Origin of the sequence: Sphingobium indicum BiD32, from assembly GCF_000382885.1 — a bacterium.
In the GTDB taxonomy this organism is placed as follows: domain Bacteria; phylum Pseudomonadota; class Alphaproteobacteria; order Sphingomonadales; family Sphingomonadaceae; genus Sphingobium; species Sphingobium japonicum_C.
The window spans coordinates 1-24,357 of sequence record NZ_CAVK010000024.1 but is presented as its reverse complement, the minus strand read 5'-3'; the positions used below and the strand labels follow the sequence as shown (position 1 = coordinate 24,357).

General features: G+C 63.4%; 24 protein-coding genes. 13 read left to right on the top strand and 11 right to left on the bottom strand.

The window, feature by feature from the left end:
- Positions 1–213: 213 nt before the first annotated feature.
- The 7 genes from EBBID32_RS02430 to EBBID32_RS02400 all read right to left on the bottom strand — a co-directional run bounded on the left by EBBID32_RS02430 (position 214) and on the right by EBBID32_RS02400 (position 7,246).
- A complete protein-coding gene (locus EBBID32_RS02430) occupies positions 214–999 on the bottom strand; it encodes a phosphoadenylyl-sulfate reductase (protein ID WP_006950023.1) in 786 nt (261 codons plus the stop codon).
- Positions 992–1,432 carry a DUF934 domain-containing protein gene (locus tag EBBID32_RS02425; RefSeq protein ID WP_006950022.1) on the bottom strand — a complete coding sequence of 147 codons (441 nt, stop codon included), beginning with the start codon at positions 1,430–1,432 and terminating at the stop codon, positions 992–994. Before EBBID32_RS02425 ends, EBBID32_RS02430 begins: the two co-directional genes overlap by 8 nt.
- On the bottom strand, positions 1,425–3,056 hold the full coding sequence (locus tag EBBID32_RS02420) for a nitrite/sulfite reductase (RefSeq protein ID WP_006950020.1): 1,632 nt from the start codon (positions 3,054–3,056) through the stop codon (positions 1,425–1,427). The genes EBBID32_RS02425 and EBBID32_RS02420 overlap by 8 nt, the downstream gene beginning before the upstream one ends.
- A gap of 3 nt (positions 3,057–3,059) precedes the next feature.
- A complete protein-coding gene (locus EBBID32_RS02415; RefSeq protein ID WP_006950018.1) occupies positions 3,060–3,356 on the bottom strand; it encodes a DUF2849 domain-containing protein in 297 nt (98 codons plus the stop codon).
- The gene (cobA, locus tag EBBID32_RS02410; protein ID WP_440590953.1) at positions 3,353–4,165 is read right to left on the bottom strand and encodes a uroporphyrinogen-III C-methyltransferase; all 813 of its coding nucleotides are present in this window, start codon (positions 4,163–4,165) and stop codon (positions 3,353–3,355) included. The genes EBBID32_RS02415 and cobA overlap by 4 nt, the downstream gene beginning before the upstream one ends.
- A 75-nt stretch (positions 4,166–4,240) precedes the next feature.
- Positions 4,241–5,674, bottom strand: coding sequence for a succinylglutamate-semialdehyde dehydrogenase (gene astD, locus EBBID32_RS02405; protein WP_006950016.1), 1,434 nt, complete (start codon positions 5,672–5,674; stop codon positions 4,241–4,243).
- 180 nt (positions 5,675–5,854) lie between these two features.
- On the bottom strand, positions 5,855–7,246 hold the full coding sequence (locus tag EBBID32_RS02400; protein WP_006950013.1) for a protein adenylyltransferase SelO family protein: 1,392 nt from the start codon (positions 7,244–7,246) through the stop codon (positions 5,855–5,857).
- Between the two features lie 37 nt (positions 7,247–7,283).
- Between EBBID32_RS02400 and EBBID32_RS02395 the strand changes: the two genes are divergently transcribed.
- The 6 genes from EBBID32_RS02395 to EBBID32_RS24395 all read left to right on the top strand — a co-directional run bounded on the left by EBBID32_RS02395 (position 7,284) and on the right by EBBID32_RS24395 (position 12,088).
- Positions 7,284–8,153, top strand: a complete 870-nt coding sequence (locus tag EBBID32_RS02395; protein WP_006950008.1) for an alpha/beta fold hydrolase — start codon at positions 7,284–7,286, stop codon at positions 8,151–8,153.
- The gene (locus tag EBBID32_RS02390) at positions 8,146–9,276 is read left to right on the top strand and encodes a glycosyltransferase (protein WP_006950007.1); all 1,131 of its coding nucleotides are present in this window, start codon (positions 8,146–8,148) and stop codon (positions 9,274–9,276) included. The genes EBBID32_RS02395 and EBBID32_RS02390 overlap by 8 nt, the downstream gene beginning before the upstream one ends.
- Positions 9,277–9,369: 93 nt before the next feature.
- On the top strand, positions 9,370–10,773 hold the full coding sequence (locus tag EBBID32_RS02385) for an NAD(P)H-dependent flavin oxidoreductase (RefSeq protein ID WP_006950005.1): 1,404 nt from the start codon (positions 9,370–9,372) through the stop codon (positions 10,771–10,773).
- Positions 10,773–10,985 (top strand): DUF2093 domain-containing protein, encoded by a 213-nt coding sequence (locus tag EBBID32_RS02380; protein WP_006949998.1) that lies wholly within the window; start codon positions 10,773–10,775, stop codon positions 10,983–10,985. Before EBBID32_RS02385 ends, EBBID32_RS02380 begins: the two co-directional genes overlap by 1 nt.
- A gap of 363 nt (positions 10,986–11,348) precedes the next feature.
- A complete protein-coding gene (locus EBBID32_RS02375; RefSeq protein WP_037488343.1) occupies positions 11,349–11,729 on the top strand; it encodes a VOC family protein in 381 nt (126 codons plus the stop codon).
- A 203-nt stretch (positions 11,730–11,932) separates the two neighbouring features.
- A complete protein-coding gene (locus EBBID32_RS24395) occupies positions 11,933–12,088 on the top strand; it encodes a hypothetical protein (protein WP_006949994.1) in 156 nt (51 codons plus the stop codon).
- A gap of 7 nt (positions 12,089–12,095) precedes the next feature.
- Here the strand turns inward: EBBID32_RS24395 and astD (EBBID32_RS02370) are convergent, their stop codons facing one another.
- Both astD (EBBID32_RS02370) and EBBID32_RS02365 read right to left on the bottom strand, forming a co-directional pair.
- Positions 12,096–13,496, bottom strand: a complete 1,401-nt coding sequence (gene astD, locus EBBID32_RS02370) for a succinylglutamate-semialdehyde dehydrogenase (RefSeq protein ID WP_006949993.1) — start codon at positions 13,494–13,496, stop codon at positions 12,096–12,098.
- A gap of 2 nt (positions 13,497–13,498) precedes the next feature.
- Positions 13,499–14,515, bottom strand: coding sequence for a 2-oxoadipate dioxygenase/decarboxylase family protein (locus EBBID32_RS02365; protein ID WP_006949991.1), 1,017 nt, complete (start codon positions 14,513–14,515; stop codon positions 13,499–13,501).
- A gap of 86 nt (positions 14,516–14,601) precedes the next feature.
- On the opposite strand from EBBID32_RS02365, the gene EBBID32_RS02360 reads away from it, so the two are divergent.
- Positions 14,602–15,501, top strand: a complete 900-nt coding sequence (locus EBBID32_RS02360) for a LysR substrate-binding domain-containing protein (protein WP_006949989.1) — start codon at positions 14,602–14,604, stop codon at positions 15,499–15,501.
- A gap of 3 nt (positions 15,502–15,504) precedes the next feature.
- Here EBBID32_RS02360 and EBBID32_RS02355 read toward each other — a convergent pair whose 3' ends face one another.
- Positions 15,505–16,530: an SPOR domain-containing protein gene (locus tag EBBID32_RS02355; RefSeq protein WP_006949986.1), complete on the bottom strand. Its 1,026-nt coding sequence runs from the start codon at positions 16,528–16,530 to the stop codon at positions 15,505–15,507.
- Positions 16,531–16,729: 199 nt separating this feature from the next.
- Between EBBID32_RS02355 and EBBID32_RS02350 the strand changes: the two genes are divergently transcribed.
- The 4 genes from EBBID32_RS02350 to EBBID32_RS02335 all read left to right on the top strand — a co-directional run bounded on the left by EBBID32_RS02350 (position 16,730) and on the right by EBBID32_RS02335 (position 20,541).
- A complete protein-coding gene (locus EBBID32_RS02350) occupies positions 16,730–17,449 on the top strand; it encodes a ParA family protein (protein ID WP_006949984.1) in 720 nt (239 codons plus the stop codon).
- A 15-nt stretch (positions 17,450–17,464) separates the two neighbouring features.
- Complete coding sequence (locus EBBID32_RS02345) at positions 17,465–17,980, top strand: hypothetical protein (RefSeq protein WP_006949982.1); 516 nt, start codon at positions 17,465–17,467, stop codon at positions 17,978–17,980.
- 19 nt (positions 17,981–17,999) lie between these two features.
- Positions 18,000–19,355, top strand: coding sequence for an SPOR domain-containing protein (locus EBBID32_RS02340; protein ID WP_006949980.1), 1,356 nt, complete (start codon positions 18,000–18,002; stop codon positions 19,353–19,355).
- 154 nt (positions 19,356–19,509) lie between these two features.
- On the top strand, positions 19,510–20,541 hold the full coding sequence (locus tag EBBID32_RS02335; protein WP_006949978.1) for an NADP-dependent oxidoreductase: 1,032 nt from the start codon (positions 19,510–19,512) through the stop codon (positions 20,539–20,541).
- Positions 20,542–20,568: 27 nt separating this feature from the next.
- Here the strand turns inward: EBBID32_RS02335 and EBBID32_RS02330 are convergent, their stop codons facing one another.
- The gene (locus EBBID32_RS02330; RefSeq protein WP_006949977.1) at positions 20,569–21,747 is read right to left on the bottom strand and encodes an aromatic ring-hydroxylating oxygenase subunit alpha; all 1,179 of its coding nucleotides are present in this window, start codon (positions 21,745–21,747) and stop codon (positions 20,569–20,571) included.
- A 189-nt stretch (positions 21,748–21,936) separates the two neighbouring features.
- Between EBBID32_RS02330 and EBBID32_RS02325 the strand changes: the two genes are divergently transcribed.
- Together EBBID32_RS02325 and EBBID32_RS02320 are read left to right on the top strand one after the other, a co-directional pair.
- Positions 21,937–22,704 carry an SDR family NAD(P)-dependent oxidoreductase gene (locus EBBID32_RS02325; RefSeq protein WP_006949975.1) on the top strand — a complete coding sequence of 256 codons (768 nt, stop codon included), beginning with the start codon at positions 21,937–21,939 and terminating at the stop codon, positions 22,702–22,704.
- A 90-nt stretch (positions 22,705–22,794) separates the two neighbouring features.
- Complete coding sequence (locus EBBID32_RS02320) at positions 22,795–24,213, top strand: aromatic ring-hydroxylating oxygenase subunit alpha (RefSeq protein WP_006949973.1); 1,419 nt, start codon at positions 22,795–22,797, stop codon at positions 24,211–24,213.
- The last annotated feature ends 144 nt before the right edge of the window (positions 24,214–24,357 follow it).

Here is a 24,357-nt window from a genome sequence, read left to right as displayed (position 1 = left end):
ATCGAGTGACCCATGCGGTGCAGGTGTTTCCAGCCTTTTGGAAAATCATCGAAACGGGATGTTCGACCGGCATAGGGGGTTCAGGTCGAAGCGAGGCCGCCCCGGCCATATGCCGAAAACGGCATATAGGAATGATCCACCGCGATTCTTAGGGGTGCGCGCAAATGAGGGGGAGAGCGTCGCCGCGTCTGGCGGTAATCGCTCTCCTGCCGATCAGAATACCGGCATGTTCGCCGGATCTTCCGGGTCGATCACGGGGATCGGCGTGACCGGTGAATGGATGCCGCATTCCACCTTGTCCCAGCCGCGCCAGCGGCCAGCGCGCGGGTCTTCGCCCGGCAGCACCTTAGACGTGCAGGGTTCGCAGCCGATCGAGAGATAGCCCTGCGCTTCGAGCGGATGGCGGGGCAGGTCGTGATCAGCGAAATAGGCCTCCAGATCATCCTTGGTCCAGTCACCCAGCGGGTTGATCTTGAGCCGTCCATCCTCGACCTCGAAACGGGGCAGGTTCTGCCGCGTTACCGACTGGAACGCCTTGCGACCGGAAATCCAGGCGTCCAGCCCATCCTTGGCGCGCTTCAACGGTTCGACCTTGCGAATTTCGCAGCAGCCATCGGGATCATAGGACCAGCGCAGGCCAGTCTCGTCCTTCCTTGCGATCACATCGGCAATTGGCGTCACGGTGCGGCTGTCGGTGAAACCGAAGCTGTCGATCAGCGTGTCGCGATAGGTCAAGGTTTCGGCGAACATCTTGAGCGTATCGACGAAGATCACCGGCACGGTCGGGTCCGCCTGCGCCACCAGATGCAGGAGCACCGCACTTTCGGTCCCGAACGAGGAGACGACAGCGACGTTGCCCGCCAGCCCTTCGGCAAAGACCGTCTTGAGCATATCCAGCGTGCCCACATCCTCAAACCGCGCGTTGAGCGCGTCCGCATCGCCTTGGGTAAAGGCGGGACGGGCATCGATGATGTCGAGCGTGCGGGCGGCTTCAGCCATTCTGTGTCTCCGGGTGCCGCTTGGCCCAAATAGGCACGCGGCCGTCGATCGCCTTTTGATAGACGTCATCATAGCGGTTGAGTGCGCGATCGACGGCAGCATCATCCAGCGCCTTGGCGGGATGGAAGCTGTCAAAGCCGCAGCGGCGCATGGCGACGATCTGATCGACCAGCACATCGCCCACCGCGCGCAATTCGCCGGTATAGCCCGCTTCGCGCACGATCCGCGCAGCCGAATAGCCGCGCCCGTCGCCAAAACCTGGGAAATTCACCTCGATCAGCGAGATGCGATCCAGATGGGGCAGCAATTCGCGGGCATCTTCGCCCGGTTCGATGCGAACGGCGGTGGCGTTGGACTGGCCGGTGAAGGATTCGACCGTCACGGCGGGTTCCTGCGCGGATTCGCCGTCGCGGAAGGAGAGAAATTCAACCATAGATCGCCTCCTTGAAGGGCTTCATGCCGATGCGGCGATAGGTGTCGAGGAAGCGTTCGCCGTTCTCCCGCTCGGCGAGATAAATGTCGGTGACCTTTTCGATCGCATCGACCACGCCATCTTCGGAAAAGCCGGGGCCAGTGATCTGGCCCAGCGACGCATCTTCCGCGCCCGATCCGCCCAGCAGCAGCTGGAAATTCTCCACGCCCTTCCGGTCCACGCCCAATATGCCGATATGCCCGGCATGATGATGGCCGCAGGCATTGATGCAGCCGGAAATCTTGAGCTTCAATTCGCCCAGATCCGCCTGCCGCTCCGCATCGGCAAAGCGCGCCGCGATCTTCTGGGCCAGGGGAATCGACCGCGCATTGGCGAGCGCGCAATAGTCGAGGCCAGGGCAGGCGATGATGTCGGTGATCAGGTCCAGATTGGCCTCCGCCAGTCCCGCCGCGACCAGCTTTTGCCAGATAGTGTACAGGTCCGCCTTCTTCACATGCGGCAGCACCAGATTTTGCGCATGGGTGACGCGCAGTTCGTCGAACGAATAGGCTTCGGCCAGATCCGCCGCCAGCGCGATCTGCTCGGCCGACGCATCGCCGGGGATGCCATCGATCGGCTTCAGGCTGATATTGACGATCGCATAGCCGGGCACCTTGTGCGCCGCGACCTGCCGGTCGACCCACAAGGCGAAGGCCGGGTTGCTGCGGTCGATCTCGTCGCTCAGGCCGCTTTCATAAGCAGGCGCGGCGAAGAAGGTGCGGATGCGGGCGAGTTCCTGGGTTGGCGGGTTGAGGCCCAGTTCGCGCATATGCGCAAACTCTTCCTCGACCTGCCGCCTATATTCCTCGACGCCGATCTCGTGGACCAGGATCTTGATCCGCGCCTTGTACTTATTGTCGCGGCGGCCATAGCGATTATAAACGCGCAGGCAGGCTTCCAGATAAGAGATGATCTCATCTTCGGCCACAAAGTCCCTGATAAGCGGCGCAACCATCGGCGTGCGTCCCATGCCACCACCGGCATAGACTTCCGCGCCAACCACACCGTCGGGCTCGACCAGTTTCAGCCCGATGTCATGCAGCCGCATCGCCGCGCGATCATCGTCGCTGGCGATCACCGCAATCTTGAACTTGCGCGGCAGATAGGTGAATTCCGGGTGGAAGCTCGACCATTGGCGCAGCAATTCGGCCCAGGGGCGGGGGTCCGCCACTTCGTCGGCGCTGACACCGGCATATTGGTCGGACGAGATATTGCGGATGCAATTGCCCGACGTCTGGATCGCGTGCATTTCCACCGTCGCCAGTTCGGCGAGGATGTCGGGCGCGTCGGCCAGCTTGATCCAGTTATATTGCAGGTTCTGGCGCGTGGTGAAGTGGCCATAGCCCTTGTCATATTTGCCCGCAATCTCGCCCAGCTTGCGCATCTGCTTGGCTGACAGCGTGCCGTAGGGGATGGCGACGCGCAGCATATAGGCGTGTAGCTGAAGGTAGAGGCCGTTCATCAGCCTCAGCGGCTTGAACTGGTCCTCGGTCAGCGCACCGCTCAGGCGGCGCTGGGTCTGGTCGCGAAATTCCTCGACGCGGGCGTCGACGATGGCCTGGTCGTAGCTGTCATAACGATACATGGTTCAGATCACCCACTTGCCGATGTCGGCTTCGGTTGGTTGTTCGACAAGGTCGGGGCGCACGGTCGGGCCGAACGCGCGGATACGGTCCTTGATATGCGCCGGGCGGACGCCGTCCTCGTCAAGGGTCGCGTCGATCACATAGGCACCCACGACCCGCAGCGCGGCTTCCTCCGCGCGGGCCAGTTCGTCGCCATGCGTGCCGACATCGGCCGCATCGCTCACCTGCCGCGACCAGCCATCACCCGCCCACCAGATGACGTCGCCCGATGCCAGATCATTACCCGTCAAAATCTTCACGAACGCATCTCCGCCCCAATATCCTGTCTTTGCGCCCATCCCGCCAGCACATCGCGTGCCAGCGCATAGCGCGCCACTTCACCTACGATGATCAGCGCCGGGCTGACCACCGCCTCCCGTTCCACCATGTCGCCAAGGTCGGCAAGCAAGGTGCGCAGCGTCCGCATATCCGCCCGTGTGCCATTTTCCAGCACCGCGACCGGGAGGGCGGGCGACACGCCATCGGCGATCAGCTTGTCGGCAATCTGCGCCGCCGTCGCCACGCCCATATAGATGACCAGCGTGCGCCCGTGGCCCGCAAGCCCCGACCAGTCCTGTTCGGTCAGCCCCTTGCACTGGCCCGCCACGAAAGTCACCGCGCTCGATGCGTCGCGATGGGTCAGCGGCAATTGTGCCTGCGCCGCGCTGCCGATCGCCGCGCTGACGCCGGGTACGATCTCCACCGGCACGCCCGCCGCGCGGCACGCTTCCATTTCCTCGCCGCCACGCCCGAAAATGAACGGATCGCCGCCCTTCAGCCGCACCACCGACTCGCCCGCCAGTGCAAAACGCACCAGCAGCGCGTTGATTGCGTCCTGCGGCATCGAGTGGCGGCTGCGCTGCTTGGCAACGCTGATCAGTTCCGCTTGCGGCGATGCCAGCGCGAGAATTTCGTCCGACACCAGCCCGTCATGCACGATCAGCCGCGCGTCACGGATCAGGCGCACCGCCTTGATCGTCAGCAATTCCGGGTCGCCCGGACCCGCGCCCACCAGATGTACGGTAGCGGGTTGAACGGGATCAGATACAGGGTCAGCCATGCTTGCCATGTGGACAAGGTGCAGGCGAAGTTCAATTCAGAATGGGTATGCAGGGGGTTAGGAAATCTTGTCCGGTGCGGGGCTTCACTCGCCCATGGCGCTGACATCAATGTCCTTCAAGCCCACGCCGATCGATGCGCGCGGTTGCTCGATTTCCGCCGATACCACCGGATAGGCGCAATAGTCCGCGGCATAATAGGCGCTTGGCCGGTGATTGCCTGAAATGCCGACCCCCCCGAACGGCGCGGAGGATGATGCGCCGTTGGTCGGCCGGTTCCAGTTGATGACGCCTGCGCGCACATTGGCCCAGAACTGGTTATACTGGTCGGGCGTACCCCCGATCAGCGAGGCGGACAGGCCGTAGCGGCTATTATTGGCCTCCGCGATCGCATCGCCAAATTCAGCGACGCGGATCACCTGCAGCAATGGCCCGAACAACTCGACATCGGGCCGCTCGGCCATGGCGGTGACGTCGATGATCGCGGGACTGACGAAGGGCAGGCCTTTTTTGGGCCGCACCATATGCTTGATCGGCTTGCCGCCATTGCTCATCAGCCACAGGAAACTCTCGGTCAGCCCGTCAGCGGTCGGATTGTCAATCACCGGACCCATATAGGGGGTCGGGTCGGCATGGGGGTGATCGACAATCAGCCGGTCGGCCAGTTTCTTGACCTCCGCAATGAAGGCGTCGGCGATGCTGTCTTTCACGATCAGGCGGCTGGCGGCCGTGCAGCGCTGACCGCTCGACAGGAAGGCCGATTGCACCACCAGCACGGCGGCGGCGTTGATTTCCGGCGTATCCCACACGACGATGGGGTTGTTGCCGCCCATCTCCAGCGCCAATATCTTGGATGGCTGCGCGGCGAATTGCCGGTTGATCGCGATGCCGGTCTGCGCGGACCCTGTGAATAATATGCCGCCGACATCGGGATGCGCCGCCAGCGCCTTGCCCGCGTCCGGCCCGCCCAGCAACAGCCGCATCGCCTCGATCGGCACGCCGGCCTCATGATAGAGATTGACCAGCATTTCGCCTACCGCCGGGGTTTTTTCCGACGGTTTGAACACCACCGCATTGCCCGCCAGCAGCGCGGGAACGATATGCCCGTTGGGCAGATGGGCGGGGAAATTATACGGGCCCAGCACCGCCATCACGCCATGGGGCTTGTGCCGCACCGACTGTCGCGCACCCAGTGCCGCCTCCAGCCGCCTCTGCCCCGTCCGTTCGGAATAGGCCGCGACCGAAATATCCACCTTGGCCATCACGCCTGCCACTTCGGCGCGCGCATCCCATAGCGGCTTGCCGGTTTCGCGCGCGATAAGATCGGCCAGCGCATCCTCGTTCCGTCGCACGACATTGACGAAGCGCCGCAGCGTCTCGATCCGGTAGGTGATCGGTTGCGCCGCCCAGCGCGGCCACGCCGCCCGCGCCCGCGCAACCTCCGCCGCCACATCCCCCGCCTCGCCCTGCCAGAGCAGGACGCCGGTGGCGGGTTCATGGGATGTAAGCGGTGCGACCATTTGGCGTGATCTATGGCAGAAATTGGTTAAGGAAACAGCTATCAATCAATATCATGCTGTTCGACGCCGTCAGGCCGCAGTCGGCTCGCTACATAATCCGCCAGGCGTCCCAGGGCGATAGCGAGCAAGCCGGTACCGACGATCAAGCCGATGATCCAGCAATCGACCGTCTTTTTCTGCCTAGGCTGTCGCGTCGCCATACGCCGCCCCCATCCGCCGCACCGCCGCGACCTTCGCGTGCAGCGGTCCCCAATCATCCATCTCCGCAATCGCACCCCAGATCGCCTCGACCTCGTCAATATACATCGAGCAGGGCACTTCGTCCGTCCAATAGTCATGATCCCGCGCGCCTGGCACAGGGGCAAACCCTGCCACAGTCTCACGAAATGCCCCCCAGGCCGCGTCGCTATAATCCGCGCCTTCGCGCATCATCCCGCCACGCCAGTCATGGAAAAAGCGGTCGATCCCGGTTCCGGTCGTCACCATGCCCCGCACCGCCGCCTCGACCATCGCGTTGACGCCGTCCCCCGGCACGACCCCCAGCCGCCAGCAGAAGCGCCGCGCCATGGTCTCGCCATAAAGCGCCGGAAACCGCTCCAGTTGCGCGATCAGCGGTTCCGCCTCCACCAGCGCGCGCAGCGATACCGCGAGTTGCGCCACGTCCCAGTGGATCGCCTCGGCCTGTCGCCCGAACGCATACAGCCCCTGATGGTCGAAATAGGCGGCGGTAAAGCCTGCGTCCCACAGGGGCGTAAAGCGCCACGGCCCATAGTCGAAACTCTCGCCGGTCACGTTGATATTGTCGCTGTTCAGCACCCCATGCACGAACCCCGCGACCATATAGCTCGCCGCCAGATCTGCCGTCCGCTCAACCACCCGGCCCAGCAGTTGCGCGGGTGGATTGTCGCCCGGTTCTGCGTCATAAAGATGCGTCAGCGCATAGTCGGTCAGCCGCTCCAGCAACGCCCTATCCTCAAGAAAGGCCGCCCGCTGGAAGCTACCGATGCGGATATGCGAATGGGACAGGCGCACCATCGCCGCGCCGCGCGTGGGTGACGGCTCGTCATTGCGCTCCAGCGCCTCGCCGGTCTCGATGATGGAAAAGGTGCGCGATGTCGGCACGCCCAGCGCCTCCAGCATCTCGGTCGCCAATATCTCGCGCATCCCGCCCTTCAGCGTCAGTCGTCCGTCGCCAAAACGGCTATAGGGTGTCTGGCCCGATCCCTTGGTGCCCAGGTCCATCAGGCGCCCCGTATCATCGCGCAGTTGCGCAAACAGGAAGCCGCGCCCGTCGCCAATATCGGGATTATAATGGCGGAACTGGTGGCCATGATATTTCAACGCCAGCGGCCGGGGCAGCGATCCCTCCAGCGGCGCGAACCGCCCGAAATGTGCGATCCATTGTTCATCACTCAGCCCGTCCAGTCCGACGCTCGCCGCCGCCCGGTCGTTACGGAAGCGCAGGATCGTCTGCGGAAAGTTCGCTGCGCTGACCGGATCGGCGATATCGGGCATCAGCGCGTCGATTTGACGGGCGGGGCGAAATTTGGCGGCTTGCGGGATATGGTCCATATGGCGATATGGGGGAGCGACACCCGAAGGATCAAGCTTGGTCGACTATAGCGACGGATATTGGTGGTCCCCCGATGGGCTGCGGCTGCATTATAGGGATTATGCCGGCGGGCATGATGGCCGTCCGCCCTTGCTGTGCCTGCCGGGCCTGACCCGCAACGCCCGCGATTTCGAGCCGATGGCCGCGCGGCTGGCGGGCGAGTGGCGGCTGATCTGCCCGGACATGCGGGGCCGCGCCGAAAGTGCGCAGGCCAAAGACCCGATGACCTATGTGCCGCTTACCTATTTGCAGGATATCAGTCGGTTACTGGCCGATCTTGCCATCACCCGTTTCGTCGCGGTGGGCACATCGCTGGGCGGGGTCATCACCATGCTGGTCGCGGCGACCCATCGAGAATGGCTGGCGGGCGCGCTGCTTAACGATGTCGGCCCGGTGCTGGACGAAGCGGGGCTGGCGCGCATCCGCAGCTATGTCGGCGTCAATCAGTCGCACCCCAGCTGGGTTCACGCCGCCCGCGCGCTGGAGGAGGCCAATCGTGACGTCTATCCCGCCTATGATCTCGAACAATGGCTGGCCATGGCCAAGCGCCTCTATCGCCTGAACAGCGCGGGCCGGATCGTGCTGGACTATGACATGCGCATCGCCGAACCGATCCGCGCCATGGGGAGCGAAGCGGGCGTCGATATGTGGCCGGTCATGGCTGCGTTCCGCGATATTCCCACCCTGCTGCTGCGCGGCGAACGATCCGACCTGCTGAGCGCACAGACGGCGCAGCACATGGTGGCCGACATCGGTGCAAAGGCGGAACTGGTAACCGTGCCCGGTGTGGGCCATGCCCCCGCGCTGGACGAGCCGGAAAGCATCGTCGCGATCGACCGGTTGCTGACCCGCGTCCTGCATGGCTGAACCGCCACACATCCTCCACGTCCATGGCAGCTTCACCCTGGGCGGGAAGGAAGCGCGCGCCATCCGCCTGATGAACATATGGGGTGACAAGGCGCGGCATAGCATTGTCAGCGCGGATCGGGACGCGCTGGGCGCCCGCACTGCGATCGACCCGGCGGTCAGGGTGGACTTTCCCGCGTCCCCGCCATTCGCCGGAAGGCCGGGGGTAGGGCGATTTCGCGACATAGCTAACTTTTTGAAAAAACATGATTTAATTCTTACCTACAATTGGGGCGCGATGGACGCCGCGATGGCGCACAGATTGTCCAGCTCAGTGTCGGCCATGCCTCCGCTCATCCATCATGAAGATGGTTTCAATGCCGATGAAGCCACTGGTCTCAAGCCCCAGCGCAACATCTACCGCCGCCTGGCCCTTGGCCGCGCCAGCGCGCTGGTCGTCCCCTCGGTCCGGCTGGAGAGCATCGCCCTGCAGGTCTGGAAACAGCCCGCTGCCAAGGTCCATCTGATCCGCAACGGCATCGACACCGCCCGTTATGCCGACCCGCCTGCGTCCGACGCCATTCCCGGTCTGCGCCGGTCGCCCGGCAAGCTGCTGGTCGGCACGCTGGCGGGATTGCGCCCGGTCAAGAATATCCCACGCCTGGTCCGCGCCGTCGCGGCGCACCGTGGCCGGTTGCAATTGGTGGTGGTAGGGGAGGGGCCGGAACGCGATGCCATCCTGGCGGAAGCTGCCGCCCATGGCCTCGACGATCTCCATATGGCGGGCTTCATGGACCGGCCCTGGCGCTTCGTCGGCCTGTTCGACATTTTCGCGCTTTCGTCCGACAGCGAACAGTTCCCGATCTCGCTGGTCGAGGCGATGGCGGCGGGCGTTCCGGTCGCATCGATGGATGTGGGCGACGTCATCAATATGGTCGCGCCGGAGAATCGCGCCTTCGTCATGTCCGATGAAGCGGGCCTTGCAGCCGCGCTCGGCATACTCGCCGCCGACCCGGACCTGCGCGCCCGGTTGGGGGCCGCCAATCGCCACCGCGCCGTCCGCGACTATGCCGAACAGGTGATGGTCGACGCTTATGCCAAGCTGTACGGGGAGGCACTGGCCAGCCCCGACATTTTGCGCTAAGGCGCGCGGAAATTCGTCAATCACTGCAAAGGCTGCTATAAGAGTGGCCTTTGCCCGGTCGGGTCCGGTGTCGCTTTTTCGCGGGAGATGTCGTTGTTCAAGGGGTTGAAGCCTATCGTCTATGGTGGCCGTGAAGTCTGGCCGCTGGTCGAGGGCGGCAAGGGCGTTGCGGTGTCCAACCATGCCAGTTCGGGCGCCTGGGCGGCGGCTGGTGGCATTGGTACGGTGTCGGCAGTCAATGCCGACAGCTATGACAGTTTCGGCAATGTCATCCCCCAAATCTATCACGGCCGCACCCGCCGCGACCGCCATGAAGAACTGGTCGCCTACGCCATTGACGGCGCGGTCGAACAGGTGAAGCGCGCCTATGAAATTGCCGGGGGCAAGGGCGCCATCAACATCAACGTCCTGTGGGAAATGGGCGGCGCACAGCGCGTGCTTCACGGCGTCCTTGAAAGGACCAAAGGCATGGTCGCTGGCGTCACCTGTGGCGCGGGTATGCCCTATAAGCTGTCCGAGATTGCGGCGTCCTACAATGTCAGCTATCTGCCCATCGTATCCTCCGGCCGCGCCTTTCGCGCGCTATGGAAGCGGGCCTATTCCAAGGCGGCGGAATGGCTGGCGGCGGTGGTCTATGAAGATCCCTGGCTGGCGGGCGGCCATAACGGCCTGTCCAACGCCGAAGACCCCAAAATGCCACAAGATCCTTACCCCCGCGTTCGCGACCTGCGCGCGACCATGCGCGAAGGCGGCATTTCGGATGATGTGCCGATCGTCATGGCTGGCGGTGTCTGGGCGCTCAAGGACTGGAACGACTGGATCGACAATCCCGAACTGGGGGCCATCGCTTTCCAGTTCGGCACCCGTCCACTGCTGACGCAGGAAAGCCCGATCCCGCAGGCGTGGAAGGAGTTGCTGACCCAGCTCAACCCCGGCGACATTCTGCTCCACCGTTTTTCGCCCACCGGTTTCTACAGCTCGGCGGTCCGTAACCCGTTCCTGCGGAGCCTGGAAGCGCGCTCGGAACGGCAAATCGCGTTCAGCACCGAACAGGCGGGCGACCATACCCATCAGCTCGACGTGGGCGTGAAGGGCAAGCATTTCTGGGTGACGCTGGGCGACCTTAACCGCGCCCGCGAATGGTTTGGGCAGGGCTTCACTTCGGCGCTCAAGACGCCTGACAATACGCTGGTGTTCGTTGGTGACGAGGAACGCGCGGTCATCCGCAAGGATCAGACCGACTGCATGGGCTGCCTGAGCCAATGCGCTTTCTCCAGCTGGATGGATAGCGAAACCAACTCGACCGGCCGTTTGGCCGATCCGCGCAGCTTCTGCATCCAGAAGGCATTGCAGGAAGCCGTCCATGGCGGTGACCTGGACGATAATCTGGTGTTTGCAGGCCATGGCGCCTACAAATTCAAGCAGGACCCCTTCTACTCCAATGGCTTCGTCCCGACCGTCAAGCAACTGGTCGACCGGATACTGACGGGCGATTGATGGCGGATATTCAGGGGCTGGCGGTACTGCATTATGACACGCCGCATTTCGATGTCGTGCGGCCGGGGCAGTTTGTCCTGTGCGCCGTGTCCGGCGCGCGAATCGATCTGGACGACCTCAAATATTGGAGCGCCGAATTTCAGGAAGCCTATCGCGGGCCACAGGAGGCAACCGATTCTTTCCTTCGCCATCGTGGCCCGGCATTTCGCTAATCCCGGCAAAGGGGTGACTGAAACAGCCGTTCAACAGCCGCGAAATGCGGTCCATCGCGGTCATGAGCGGCTTCATCGCAATTTTGCTGTTTCCGCACGGTAAAAACTGATGTAATCTTTCCTTCGAGGCGACGAAGATCGCCCTTGGTGGAAGGATGTTCTCGATGTCTCGTATTGACGTCTTTGGTGATCGTATCTGCATCGTGTCGAGCCTGCTGATCGTCGGCTGGTTCCTCTACAGCACGATCTTCTGACTCCAGGATATTGGAGTGGTGCGGGCCGGGCTGGCGTGACTGGCTCTTTCCGTGTGTCCGGCGCATGGCGATAGTCGGCTCATCGCTGATCTCACCCAAAGGTATTTTCATGTTCAGCCACGTCATGGTCGGTGCCGACGATATTGATCGCGCCAAGGTGTTTTACGACGCGCTGTTTCAGGCGATCGGTGGCAAACCATCCTTCACCGATGATCGGGGGCGCCTGATATACATGCACGATGGCGCGCTATTCATGGTGACCAGGCCGATTGATGGCCAGTCGGCCAGTTGCGCCAATGGCGGAACGATTGGCTTTACTATGGCCTCGCCCGAACAGACCGACGCCTGGCACGCCGCGGGTGTCGCGGCAGGCGGCACGCCCTGCGAAGATCCGCCGGGCATCCGCGAAGCGAGCTTTGGCAAACTTTATCTTGCCTATCTGCGCGATCCCTATGGCAACAAGCTCTGCGCCCTGCATCGCTTCGGTTGATCGGGCGAAGGCCAAAGCCAGCGCCCTATATCCCCCAAGCAAAGCTATTTCGACATTCCCAACTCAATCGCTAGATAAAATGGCAAGCATCATGCTTCGCGGCTTTTGAAGGATCAGCTTGCTCCGCGTCACCAACGGCTAAAGCGCACGGTGCCAAAGCGTCAACGCCCGGTTTCGTGTTCCCTTGATGCAAGGAGAAAACGATGACCAGTAAAACCGCCCGTCCCCGCCAGTCGCGCCCCACGGAAACGGTGCCGCGCGTGACCATTCCCCATAGCAGCTGGTCGCGGCATGACCGGTCGCGTGACGACAGCGCCCTGATCGCGCCGGATGACTTCTGGGCGCGGTTAGGGTTATGACGGCGCTTCAGCCCAGCCCGTTGACCGGGACGGCCTGCACAGCGTCCGCCTCGAAACTGGCGATCGGATAGGCGCAATAATCGGCGGCGTAATAGGCGCTAGGCCGGTGATTCCCTGATGCGCCAAGGCCGCCAAAGGGCATGTTGCCCGCCGCGCCAGTGGTTGGCCGGTTGCGGTTGACTACGCCTGCGCGGCTTTCCTCCACCATCTGGTCCCACTGTGCTGCGTCCTGCGAGATCAGCCCGGCGGACAGGCCAAAGGCGGTGGCGTTGGCGGCGTGAATCGCGGCATCGAAATCCGGCACCCGGATCACCGACAGCAAGGGAGCGAAAATTTCCGCATCGGGGCTGTCGATGCCGGTCATGTCAATGAGGCCGGGGGTGACGAAGGCGGCGCTGCGGCCTTCAAGGCCCCTGAAGGGCCGGATCACCCGCGCCCCGCGCGCGATCAGATCGCTGACAGCGCGATGCGCGGTCGCGGCGGCCTGATCCGACACCAGCGGTCCCATGAAGGCGTCTCCCGACTCGTTCCACGCTGCGATCGGCAGCCGCGCCGCCAGCGCCTCGACGGCCTCGACGATCTGGTCGCCCACTGCACCCATTGGCACGATCAGCCGCCGCGCGCAGGAACAGCGCTGGCCGGTGGTGATGAAGGCGGAATTGATGATGATCGATGCGGCTTGATCCGGGCTGTCCCAGGCGATCAGCGGATTATTGCCGCCCAGTTCCAGCGCCATGATGACATGAGGCCGGTCCACCAGCGCGCGCCGCAAGGCCGCGCCAGCGCCGGCCGAGCCGGTAAATAACAGCCCGTCAACATTGCCCGCGACCAGTGCTTCGCCGGTTGCCCGGCCACCCTGCACGACGCCCAGCAAGCCGTCGGGCAATCCCGCCGCCGCCCATGCATCGGCCATCGCCGCGCCAGTGGCAGGCGCAATCTCCGACGGCTTGAACACCACCGCATTGCCCGCGATCAGGGCCGGGACGATATGGCCGTTGGGCAAATGGCCGGGGAAATTATACGGACCCAGCACCGCCATCACGCCATGGCCGCGATGGCGCAGCACCGCCCGGCCAAAATTCATGGCGGTGGCCCGTTCCCCGGTACGTTCGGCATGGGCGGCGATCGACACATCGACCTTGGCGATCATCGACCCGATTTCGGCGTCGCTTTCCCAGAGCAATTTGCCCGTCTCGCGCGAAATAAGCTCGGACAGCGCCGCTCGTCGTTCGCCCAGCACCAGCGCATAGCGCCGCGCGATCGCGACCCGATCCTCCACCGCCAGCGCCCGCCAGCCGGGCAGGGCGGCGCGCGCCGCGGCAATCGCCCGGTTGCACGCGGTGGCATCAGCGACCGGTCCTTCCCAGACTAGTTCGCGCGAGGCAGGATCGAAGGATTGCAACACCATGTTCATGCTCCCGCGCTTGTCATGGCGAAAATGCCGGTCGCGTTGCCGGTGTCGAACGCCAGGTCCAGCCTGCCCGTCGCCGGATCGATGTCCCGGCTGATAAATTCGTAGAAGGAGCCGGGCACGTCGCGCAATTCGCCATCGCCGAACAGTCGCTCCACACTATCGGCGCGGAAAGCGGTCTGGCGCACGCGGCCGGTCGCGGAAATCTCCAGCCGCTCCTTGATCGGCTGGCCGTCCGCCCTCAGTCGCTCCGCCAGCGCGGCGACATCGGCCACCCGGTCGGTCGCATGGTTGAAGGCATTACCCTCGGTCGCGATCCAGGCGGCCTCGTTGGATCGGGACAGCAGCAATTGATAATCGGCAAAGCTTGGCATCTCATGCTGCCGGTCGAAGGCGGCGACAATCCCCGGCAATGCCGCGACAGCGGCGTCCAGCGTCACTGCCTCGCCCGCGCCATAGTGCGCCAGCACCGCTTGTTCTGCGTCACCCAGCGGGTCGCGCGATGTGCCGAATATTCGCGCGGCGACCGCACCAAATTCAGCATCGAACCGGTCGACATGCAGTTCGGACAGGAAGAATTGCGGGATCACGTCCGGCCTGTCGACATGGGCATAGGCGCGCCCGGTCATGCGCAGCCGGTCGAGCGGATAGATAGCCGCCATTGCGTAGCCCAGTGGCAGCAGGATGCGGGTGAAGGCGTCCTGCCCGCCGGGCAATGCGCCGGTCGGCCCATCCGGCAAGCGGATGGCCCGCAAAGCGCCATGGTCGAACATTACCCGATCGCCTCGTGCGCCCTTGTCGGCAACATAGGCCGCACCGGTCGCTACCCGCTTCAGCAGGTCATCGAACAGGGCGACGTTCATCGCCATCGCAAAGGCCGCGCGCGACACCGTGGTGCCACGCTCTGCCAACAGAACAGGGTCAATCGCGAGTGCGTCCAGCGTGCGGCGTCCTGCCGCTTCCCCCAGCGTAGCCAGTGTCAGCGCAACGACATGACCATCATTCTCATTCGACATAGGTGGCTCCTGGTGACAGCGCCGTTATCTCATCTTATGCTGCGCCTTCAAAATGGCGAGCTGTCATCTATTGATGCGAGAATGGAATGGATGAGGATCGCAAATGGCTGCCGTCCATGACCGCGCTGACCAGTTTCGAGGCGGCGGTGCGCCATGGCGGTTTCTCTCGCGCGGGGGAGGCGATCGGGCTGACCCAGAGCGCGGTCAGCCGCCAGATCGCGCAACTGGAGGCGTGGTTGCAAACCCCGCTGTTCGACCGGGTCGGGCGACGGGTGCGGCTCAATGATGCGGGTCAAGCCTATGCCGATGAGTTGCTGCCTGCGCTCGATCGCATTCGCCGAGCGACCTCGCGCATGGCAACGCGACGATCGCCGACGGCGCTGCGGATCGCGACCCTGCCCAGTTTCGGGATGCGCTGGCTCGCGCCGCGCCTGCCGCATCTGAGCGCGTTGCACCCCCAGCTTGTGGTCGATTTCGCCGCCCGATCACAGCCGTTCGATTTCGCGCAGGAGGAATTTGACGCTGCCATCCATTTCGGCACGCCCGACGAATGGCCCGGCGCGACGATGGATTTTCTATTTCGCGAAGAAGCCGTGCCGGTCTGCGCGCCCGGCTGGCTGGCCACACATCCGCTGCGGCAGCCCGCCGATCTGCTGGCGGCCCCCTTGTTCAGCCAGAGTTCGCGGCGTGACGCCTGGTCACGCTGGTTCGCGGCGGCAGGGGTGGAGGCAGGGACGCTTCCGCCCGCTCCCGCTTTTGAACATTTTCTGATGCTGGCGCAGGCCGCGGCGGCGGGTGCAGGGGTGGCGCTGATCCCCAGCTTCCTGATCCGGCCGGAACTGGAGTCGGGGAGCCTCGTCATTCCGTTCGCCCGGCCATTGTCGAGCGACCAGGCCTATTATCTCGCCCGCCCGGTGGACGCACAGGAGCATCCGGCGCTCAGCCAGTTTCGCGACTGGATAGTGGATCAGGCCAAGGCGGCCTGATCGTCACATCTTCTTGGGAATACAGTCCGCGCCCGCCGCCTTGATCCGGCTGCACAGACGGCTGGCATCGTCGCTGCTGGCAACCGGTCCGGCCTGCAAGCGCGTCACCGCGCCTGCCTTGACCAGATAGGGCTGATAGGCAGACAGGCCGCTCACCTTGCCAGTCAACTGGCCCCACAGACCGCGAGCGCGGCCTTCCTCGCCAAATGCGCCCAACTGTACGCGCCATCCCCCCGATGCGGCGGGCGCTGGCACGCTGCTGGCGGGGCGGGGCGCTGGTGGTGTCGGCTTGGGCTTGGCCGCCGCAACCTGCGGCGCTGGCTTGGGCTTGACCGGAACCGGCTTGGGCGCGGGTGGCGCGGCCACCGGTTGAGCGATGGTCGATGGCGGCAGTTCTGTCGTCCGCACGCTGGACGGCGTAGAACGGACAGGCGCGGGACTGGCCGATGCCAGCGCGCCGCCCTTTTCCGACTGTTCCAGTGTCGCTGCCAGCGCCAGACCCTGCTTGCGCTGATCTTCGGGGATATATTTGTCCATCTGCTCCAGGCTGGTGGTCGCCTGCGCGAGGCCTGATGTGGAGGCGCGGGTCATCAGCGCATAGGCGCGCACCCAGTCCTTGCCGATCAAGTCGCCGTTGAACAGCGCCGTGCCGACAATATATTGCGCGCGCGGTTCGCCCCGCACGGACGCGCGCTGGAGATAGGGCATCGCCCCCGCCCGGTCGCCCTGCTGGAACATCAACAGCCCCAGATTATCCTCCGCGCGCAAATGCCCTTGCGCCGCAGCCTTGCGATACCAGTCCATCGCGGCGTTCAGGTCCGGCTGGACGCCCCGGCCCAGCTTATAGGCCTGCCCCAGATTGAATTGCGCGTCTGGATCGCCGCTTTGCGCCAGCGGCCGCCATTCGCCGATCGCCTTGGCATAATCGCCCTGCTGCCAAGCATCCACGCCGGTCTTTACGTCGGCCACTGCTGGCGCCGCGATGCCCATCATGGCGCCGACAGCCACAGCTCCCCAGATACGCTTCATATGCACATGCTCCTGCGCCAATAGATTTGCAGCGGCTATGATGAAACAAGGTTAATGTCTGATTATCACGAGCACATCATGCTTGAAATGGACTTAACCCTGTTGACCTTTCGTCAATCAAACTTCCCCGCCCATTAACTGAATTTTAGGCGCGGTCGTGGCAATCCCAGACGGAACTGGATTTTCTGGGGGGATTTGCGTGCGGATTTTGGCTTTGGCATCGCAGAAGGGCGGATCGGGCAAGACCACCTTGTCGGGCCATCTGGCCGTGCAGGCGCAGATCGCCGGTGCCGGCCCGGTCGTGCTGATCGACATCGATCCGCAGGGGTCGCTGGCCGACTGGTGGAATGAGCGGGAGGCGGAACTGCCTGCATTCGCCCAGACCACTGTGGCGCGGCTCGCCGCCGATCTCGAAATATTGCGGCAGCAGGGCTTCAAGCTGGCCGTCATCGACACCCCGCCTGCCATCACCATGGCGATTCAGAGCGTCATTTCCGTCGCCGAACTCATCGTCGTGCCGACCCGCCCAAGCCCGCATGACCTGCGCGCTGTGGGCGCGACCGTCGATCTGTGTGAGCGCGCCGGCAAGCCGCTGATCTTCGTCGTCAACGGCGCAACGCCCAAGGCGCGGATCACGTCGGAAGCCGCCGTTGCCCTGTCACAGCATGGCACGGTCGCCCCGATCACGCTGCACCACCGCACCGATTTCGCAGCCTCCATGATCGATGGGCGTACCGTGATGGAGGTCGATCCAAAGGGGCGTTCGGCAGCGGAGGTCGTGGCGCTATGGTCTTACATCTCCGACCGGCTCGAAAAAAATTTCCGCCGCACGGTCTTTTCCGTGCCGCAGGGCAGCGTCGGCACCGTTGCAACCCGTCCGGTCGGCGGGGGCTTCGGCCGCCGCGTGATCGGCCAGTAAGGGGGAGGACGCATCATGGCAGAACCCAAACCCCTCGCTTCACTCACGTCCGGCCTGCTCGCCCGCAAGGGCGCGGCCCAGCCCGCCATGCGCCGCCCCATGCTCGGCTTTGGCCGAGTTGCTGGCGCTGCCGTGCAGCAGGATGATCTGGGCTGGAACGACATGGGCTTCGACGTTGAACCCGCGCCGTTGCCGATGGATGAGCAGCCGGTCGCGATCGGCCTGACCCCGATGCCGACAACGCTTCCCGTCGCAGCGCCAGTGCCGCCGGTTGTTATCGAGCGGGAGGAACTGGCCGAACGCATGGCTGGCAAGCCCGCCCCCCGCAAGGCGAAAGCCACGGCCGGCCGCAAGGCTGCCTTCACGTTGCGGATCGATGCCGATCGCCATCTCAAGCTGCGTCTGGCTTGCGCGATCACCGGTCGTTCGGCGCAGCAGATCGTCACGGAATCTCTCGACAATTTTCTCAACAGCCTGCCGGAAATTGACCGGCTGACACAGCAGTTGCCGCACATGCGCGGCAACCAGTGAATGAAGGGTGGGTAGGACTATGAAGCGCAACACATTCGGAAAGGCGGCGATTTCCTCGCTGCTCGTCGCCACGACGATGGTTGGCTGCACCGGGGCGGCCTTTCGTCCCTCCGCATCGGCTGTCCAGCAAAAGGGCAACCCGACCAAGCTCGCCATCGCCGCTGAAAAGGCGCTGGCCGACCGTGATGGTGACAAGGCGGTTCAGGCCGCGGAGGCAGCGGTGCTGCTCGCGCCGCAGAACGCCGCCTATCGCCAGATATTGGGCCGGGCCTATGTGCTGGCCGGTCGTTTCGCATCGGCGCAAGCCGCGCTGGCCGACGCCATGACGTTGGGCAATAATGACGCGCGCACGATCGTCAGCCTGGCGCTGGTGCATGTGGCGCAGGGTCGTGCGGACACTGCCCGCAGTCTGCTGCTGGCCCATGCCGATACCGTTCCCGCCGGGGATTATGGCCTGGCGATGGCGATGGCCGGTGATGCGCCGGAAGGCGTGCGCATCCTGTCCCAAGCGATCCATGATCCATCCGCCACCGCTCGCACGCGCCAAAATCTGGCCTATGCCTATGCGCTCGCCGGTCGCTGGAAGGACGCGCGCATGATCGTGGGCATGGATCTCGATCCGCTGGCCGCCAACAAGCGCATTTCCGACTGGGCGCAGATCGCCGAACCCTCCGCCGCGCCACAGCGCGTCGCTGCGCTGATGGGCGTGACGATTGATGCAGGCGATGCGGGCCAGCCGGTCGCTCTGGCGCTGGCACCTGCTGCCACGGCACCGGTCGAAATGGCCGCCGCGTCGCCCGATCTCGCTCCATTGCCAGAAGCCCAGCCCGAAGCCCCGGTGCAGGTCGCGATGGTCGAACCGGCTGCGGCACCTGTCATCGAACCCGCGCCAATCGCCCGGCCCATGCCGACTCGCGTCGCTGCCCGCGACTTCATTATCGAGGATCACAGGGCGAAGCCTGTCGCGGCGAAAGCGCGTGCCAAGGCGCAGATCGCTGTCGCATCGCCATCCGCGCCGGTCGCGGGGATGCAGCAGGCGGCATTCATCAAGCCGGTCGGCACCGGTGCCAGCAACTGGGTTGTCCAGCTTGGCGCCTATGACACCGCCGCCATTGCCAAGGAAAAATGGATGAGCATGGCGGGCCGCAACGGCGCGCTCGCTGCCTTCCCGGTCCTCACCAGCCAGGCAACGGTCAAGGGCAAGCCCTATCACCGCCTCGCCATCAGCGGTTTTGCCAGCCGCACCGACGCGATGACCGCGTGCCGCACCATCCAGTCGCAGCGCGGCCAGTGCTTCGTGCGCGAAGGCGCGCCGGGCGCGACGCCGCAGCGCTGGGCCATTGCGACCAAGGGCCGCCAGTTCGCTTCGCGCTGAAATTTCCCTCCCATAGCGCGACCTTGAAGCGCGCGAGGCCACAGGCTTCGCGCGCTTTTTCTTGGGAAGTCCGCGCCAAGCTGTACCTTTCACCAGTGTCAGGGGGCAACCTGGCCGGGCATAGCGGGCGGCGTAGCCCATGGGGAGAAACGCCGTGATCAACCGCCAGATAGTTCTTGCCTCGCGTCCCCACGGTGTACCTGTTCCAGAGAATTTCGCGCTGGTCGAAAATCCTTTGCGGGCGCTGGAGGAGGGCGAAATCCTGATCCAGAATGATGTTTTCGCCATCGACCCCGCCGTGCGCGGAATGCTGGATGCCAATGATGACAGCTATCTGCCCGCCGTGGCGATCGGCGGCCTGATCCCGACCATGGTGCTGGGTCGTGTCGTCCAGTCGCGCAATCCGGCTTTCAAGGAGGGCGATTATGGTCGCGGCTTTGTCGGGTGGGAGGAATATTCGATCCTCAACCCCGCCAACTTCGCGATCGAAAATGTCCATGTCGATCCAGCCGTGCCGCTGACCGCCTATATGGGCGCGCTCGGCTGGTCGGGGATTACTGCCTATGTTGGCCTCAAGCGCATCGGCGAGATGCAGGCCGGGGACACGGTGGTGATGAGCGCGGCGGCAGGTGCGGTCGGCAGCGTGGGCTGCCAGATCGCCAAATTGTCCGGTTGCCGCTCGGTCGGCATCGTCGGTTCGACGCACAAGGCGGCGCTTGTCACCGGCACGTTCGGCATCGATGCGGCGATCGACTATCGCGCAGCGCCGGATCTGGACGCAGCGATCAAGGCGGCCTGTCCCGACGGGGTCGGCGTCTATTTCGACAATGTCGGCGGCCACATCCTCGACGCGATGCTGCCCAATATGGCGGCGTTCGGGCGGATCGTGACCTGCGGCATGATGGCCAATTACAATAACCACAATGATCCTTACCCGATCCGCAACCTGTGGCAGATATTGGTGAACCGCGTCACCATGCGCGGTTTCCTGGCCTATGAGCATCTCGACATGCTGGCGGAAGCGGAGGCGCAACTGGGTGGCTGGATCAAGTCGGGTGCCTTGATCGCGCAGGAAAATGTCACCACCGGCATCGAAAATGCCCCGGCCGCTTTCATCAATCTTATGTCAGGCAAGACGACCGGCAAGACGGTGGTGCGGCTGAACGAGGGTGTGACGACGTTGTAACAGCAGATCGTTCACATAAGCTCCGCCTCACAACTCAGGCGGCGCTTCATTCGGGTCAGCGCGCTGGAGATAGTCCACATATTTGTGGAAATACTGGTTCCCGCGCTCGTTGCGGCCAAAGATCACCGAAGGAATCGCACCGGACTCCAGCCCCTTCTGCACCTGTAGGCCGACGGCATAATCCTCGTCATTCACGACGTCGCGCAGCCAGTCCATCATCGCTTCTATGCCTGCCGCATCCGCCTCGTCCCTTGGCGGCTGGCGGCGGATGAACATCAGGTTGGTGGTGTTGCTGCCGGGCGTGTCGCCGGGAATGAGTTGCGCGACCTGGGTGATTTCGGGCGCGAAGAAGATGCTGATATTGGGGAAGATGGTGCGGACGAAATCATAGCCTTCATTTTCATGCTCGCCCCAGTCGGCACGCGGGATTGCACCCAATGCTTCCTTGATCCGCACCTGCGGATATCCCACGCGCATATGCGGACCAAAGGCGGTGAAGTGCATGATATTGCTGAAACTGCGCGGGTGGATGGTGGTCGGGTGGGCAGCGGCGAAATGATAGCCCTCCAGATAGCCGTCATAGGCGATCTTCCAGTTGGGTCCGTAAATCCGCCGCGACCCGCAAAAATGCCAGCTGCCCAGATCATAGGCGTTTAGGTCGTCCAGCATCCCGCCCAGATGCGCGGTAATGTCGAACTCCAGCCCTGGTGTCAGGCACACCCATATCACCCCGCCCGCTTCGGCCACCGGCAATTGCGTCAGGCCACGTTCTTCCTTGCAAACGGGGCCGAATTTTTGCGGTTCGGCCACGCCGATCAGCTTGCCGTCATTGGCGTAGGTCCAGGCATGATAAGGGCAGGAAAAGCGTTTGGCATTGCCATGGCCTTCGGGTTTCAGGATCATGCCACGATGGGAGCAGACGTTCAGCATGGCGGCGACCGTTCCGTCGCTCTTGCGGGTGATGAGGACCGGTTTGCCCATCAGGTCCATCGCCTTGTAATCGCCCGGATGGGGCATTTCGGCGGTCAGCGCGGCCAGCAGCGGCATCTTCATGAAGATTTCCGCCTTCTCCCGCGCGCAATAGGCAGGATCGGTATAGGCGGATGCGGGGACTTCCATCGTGTCGGTCGCGCTGTCGGTCGTGCCGGTCTCGACGAATTCCAGCATCTTTTCGGCTTCCTGGCGGATGACGTCATGATAGCCCATCCCATACCCTCTCTATGCCAAGCCGCTATGGCTTTGGCCGCAGCATAGCGCGCGCGCGACCGTGCCGGAACTCGATAAGGTCATAGGTAGCGCGCGTCGGAACGTCGGGGACTCTGACTAGCGCTAGTTGCACCGCGCCGCACAGGCGTCACTCTGCGATGCAAATTATCGGATGAGGATTTCTGGCGCATGATGATCGACCTTAGGGGCAAGGTAGCTGTAGTGACGGGGGCGGCGTCGGCGAACGGACTGGGCTTTGCCGCGGCGCTCAAAATGGCGGGGCAGGGGGCCAGCCTGTACCTCACGGATCTGGACAGTGCTGCCGTCGCCACCCGTGCCGAAGAATTGCGCGCGCAAGGGGTTCCTGCCCAATCCATGGCGCAGGACGTCACCGACGAAGCAGGCTGGGCGGCGCTGATCGACGCGGTGGTCGCGGCGTTCGGCAAGATCGATATCCTTGTCAACAATGCGGGTATCGCGGTGCTGCGCGCGATGAGCGATATGACCTCGGCCGACTGGCATAAACAGATTTCGGTCAATCTGGACAGCGTCTATCTGGGCACCAAAGTCGCGGTTGACCAGATGCGGGCGCAGGGTCATGGCGGGTCGATCGTCAACCTCTCCTCCATCGCCGGGTTGGTCGGGGTGCAGGGGACTGCTGCCTATGCCGCCAGTAAGGGCGGCGTGCGGCTTTTTTCCAAATCGGTCGCGCTGGAAACGGCGCGCGACAATATCCGCGTCAATACTGTGCATCCCGGCATGATCTGGACCGACATGCAAAAGGTCGCGATCGCGGACAATAAGGACGTGTTCGACCAGATCGTCGCCGCCATACCAATGGGCCGGATGGGCGAACCATCCGACATCGGGTCGATGGTCGCATTTCTGGCGTCCGATGATGCGCGCTACATCACCGGCTGCGAATTTGTCGTCGACGGGGGGATGGTCGCGCAATGATCGCGACGCTATATTTGAACGAACGACCAAGGTTTCGGTGCGCGGCTAGGCCCGCGCAGCAGAGCAGGCGGAATGGCAGGAGAGAAACTAATGGCTGAAAGCGACCCCCGGATCAAAGGCGCGCCCTTGCCGCGCTGCCCCGGCACCAGCGTTCGCGACCTGATGCTCGCGGACACCAACATAGTGCCGGAATTTCTCTATACCGACGAATATGAGAATCTGGGGTCGGAGCCGATCCCCGCCAGCCGCTATACGGCACCTGAATTTTTCGACGCGGAAAATCGCAAAATGTGGCCGCGCACCTGGCAGTTCGCCGCGCGCGAAGAGGAGTTGCCCGAGGCTGGCGACCATGTCGTCTATGAAAATGTTGGCAAATCCTTCCTGCTTATCCGACAGGAGGACGGGACGGTTCGGGCCTTCGCCAATGTCTGCTTGCATCGTGGGCGCAAGCTCAAGACCGGGGATGGCTGGTCGGCCGAACTGCAATGCCCCTTCCATGGGTTCACCTGGAATAATGATGGATCGATCAAGAAAATCCCCTGCCGCTGGGATTTCTCCCACCTCAAGGAAGAGGAGATGGCGCTGCCGGAAATCAGCGTAGGGCGCTGGGGCGGCTATATTTTCATCCGCGAAGCCGCTGACGGCCCGACGCTGGAGGAATTTCTCGCGCCCATGCCGGAGCATTTTCAGCGCTGGCGGCATGAGGAATGCGCGACCGCCATGTGGGTGGGCAAGGTCGTTCCCGCCAACTGGAAGGTGGTGATGGAGGCCTTCATGGAAAGCTGGCACACCGTCGTCACCCATCCGCAATTGCTGCCCTTCACCGGCGACGCCAATTCGATGTACAATATCTATGGTGACTATGTGAACCTGACGGTCACGCCTTTCGGCACCATGTCCCCCCATGTCGATCCGGCGGGCAAGGCGGAACAGTGGATCGTCGACGAATTCGTCAAATATAATGGCCGATCGTCCGATAATTATGATGACAAGGAAGCCGCGGCTGGCGGTTACAACGTCAAGGTGCCCGAAGGCGTGACGGCGCGCGCGGCATTGGGCGCGTCCCTGCGCGATACGACCAGCGCGATGTTCGGCCATGACGTTAGCTTCGCGTCCGACGCGGAAATGATGGACGCGCTGCTTTATAATGTCTTTCCCAATTTCAGCCCCTGGGCCGGGTTCCAGCCCAATATCGTCTATCGCTGGCGGCCCTGGCACGATGTCGACCATTGCCTGATGGAAGTGCGTGTCCTGACGCGCGTGCCGCCGGGACAGGCGCACCCCAAGGCACCGCCGATGAAGTTTCTGTCGGTCGACCAGAAATGGACCGAAGCGCCGGAGTTGGGCATATTGGGCGACGTGTTCGAGCAGGATATGGAAAACCTCCCCTATGTCCAGACGGGCCTCAAAGCCTCGCTCAACGGCAAGGTGCAACTGGCCAATTATCAGGAAATCCAGATCCGCCAGTTCCAGAACACGATCATGAAATATCTGAACGACGAACTTTGATTGGGGGTTTGTGGGAAGGCAAAAGGGCGTCGGAGCGGTGGCTCCGGCGCCCATTTCCTCGCGATTTTCTGATCGTAGAAGATTTCAAAATCCTCCCCTTTAAGGGGAGGGGGACCGCCAGCTTGCTGGTGGTGGAGGGGTGTC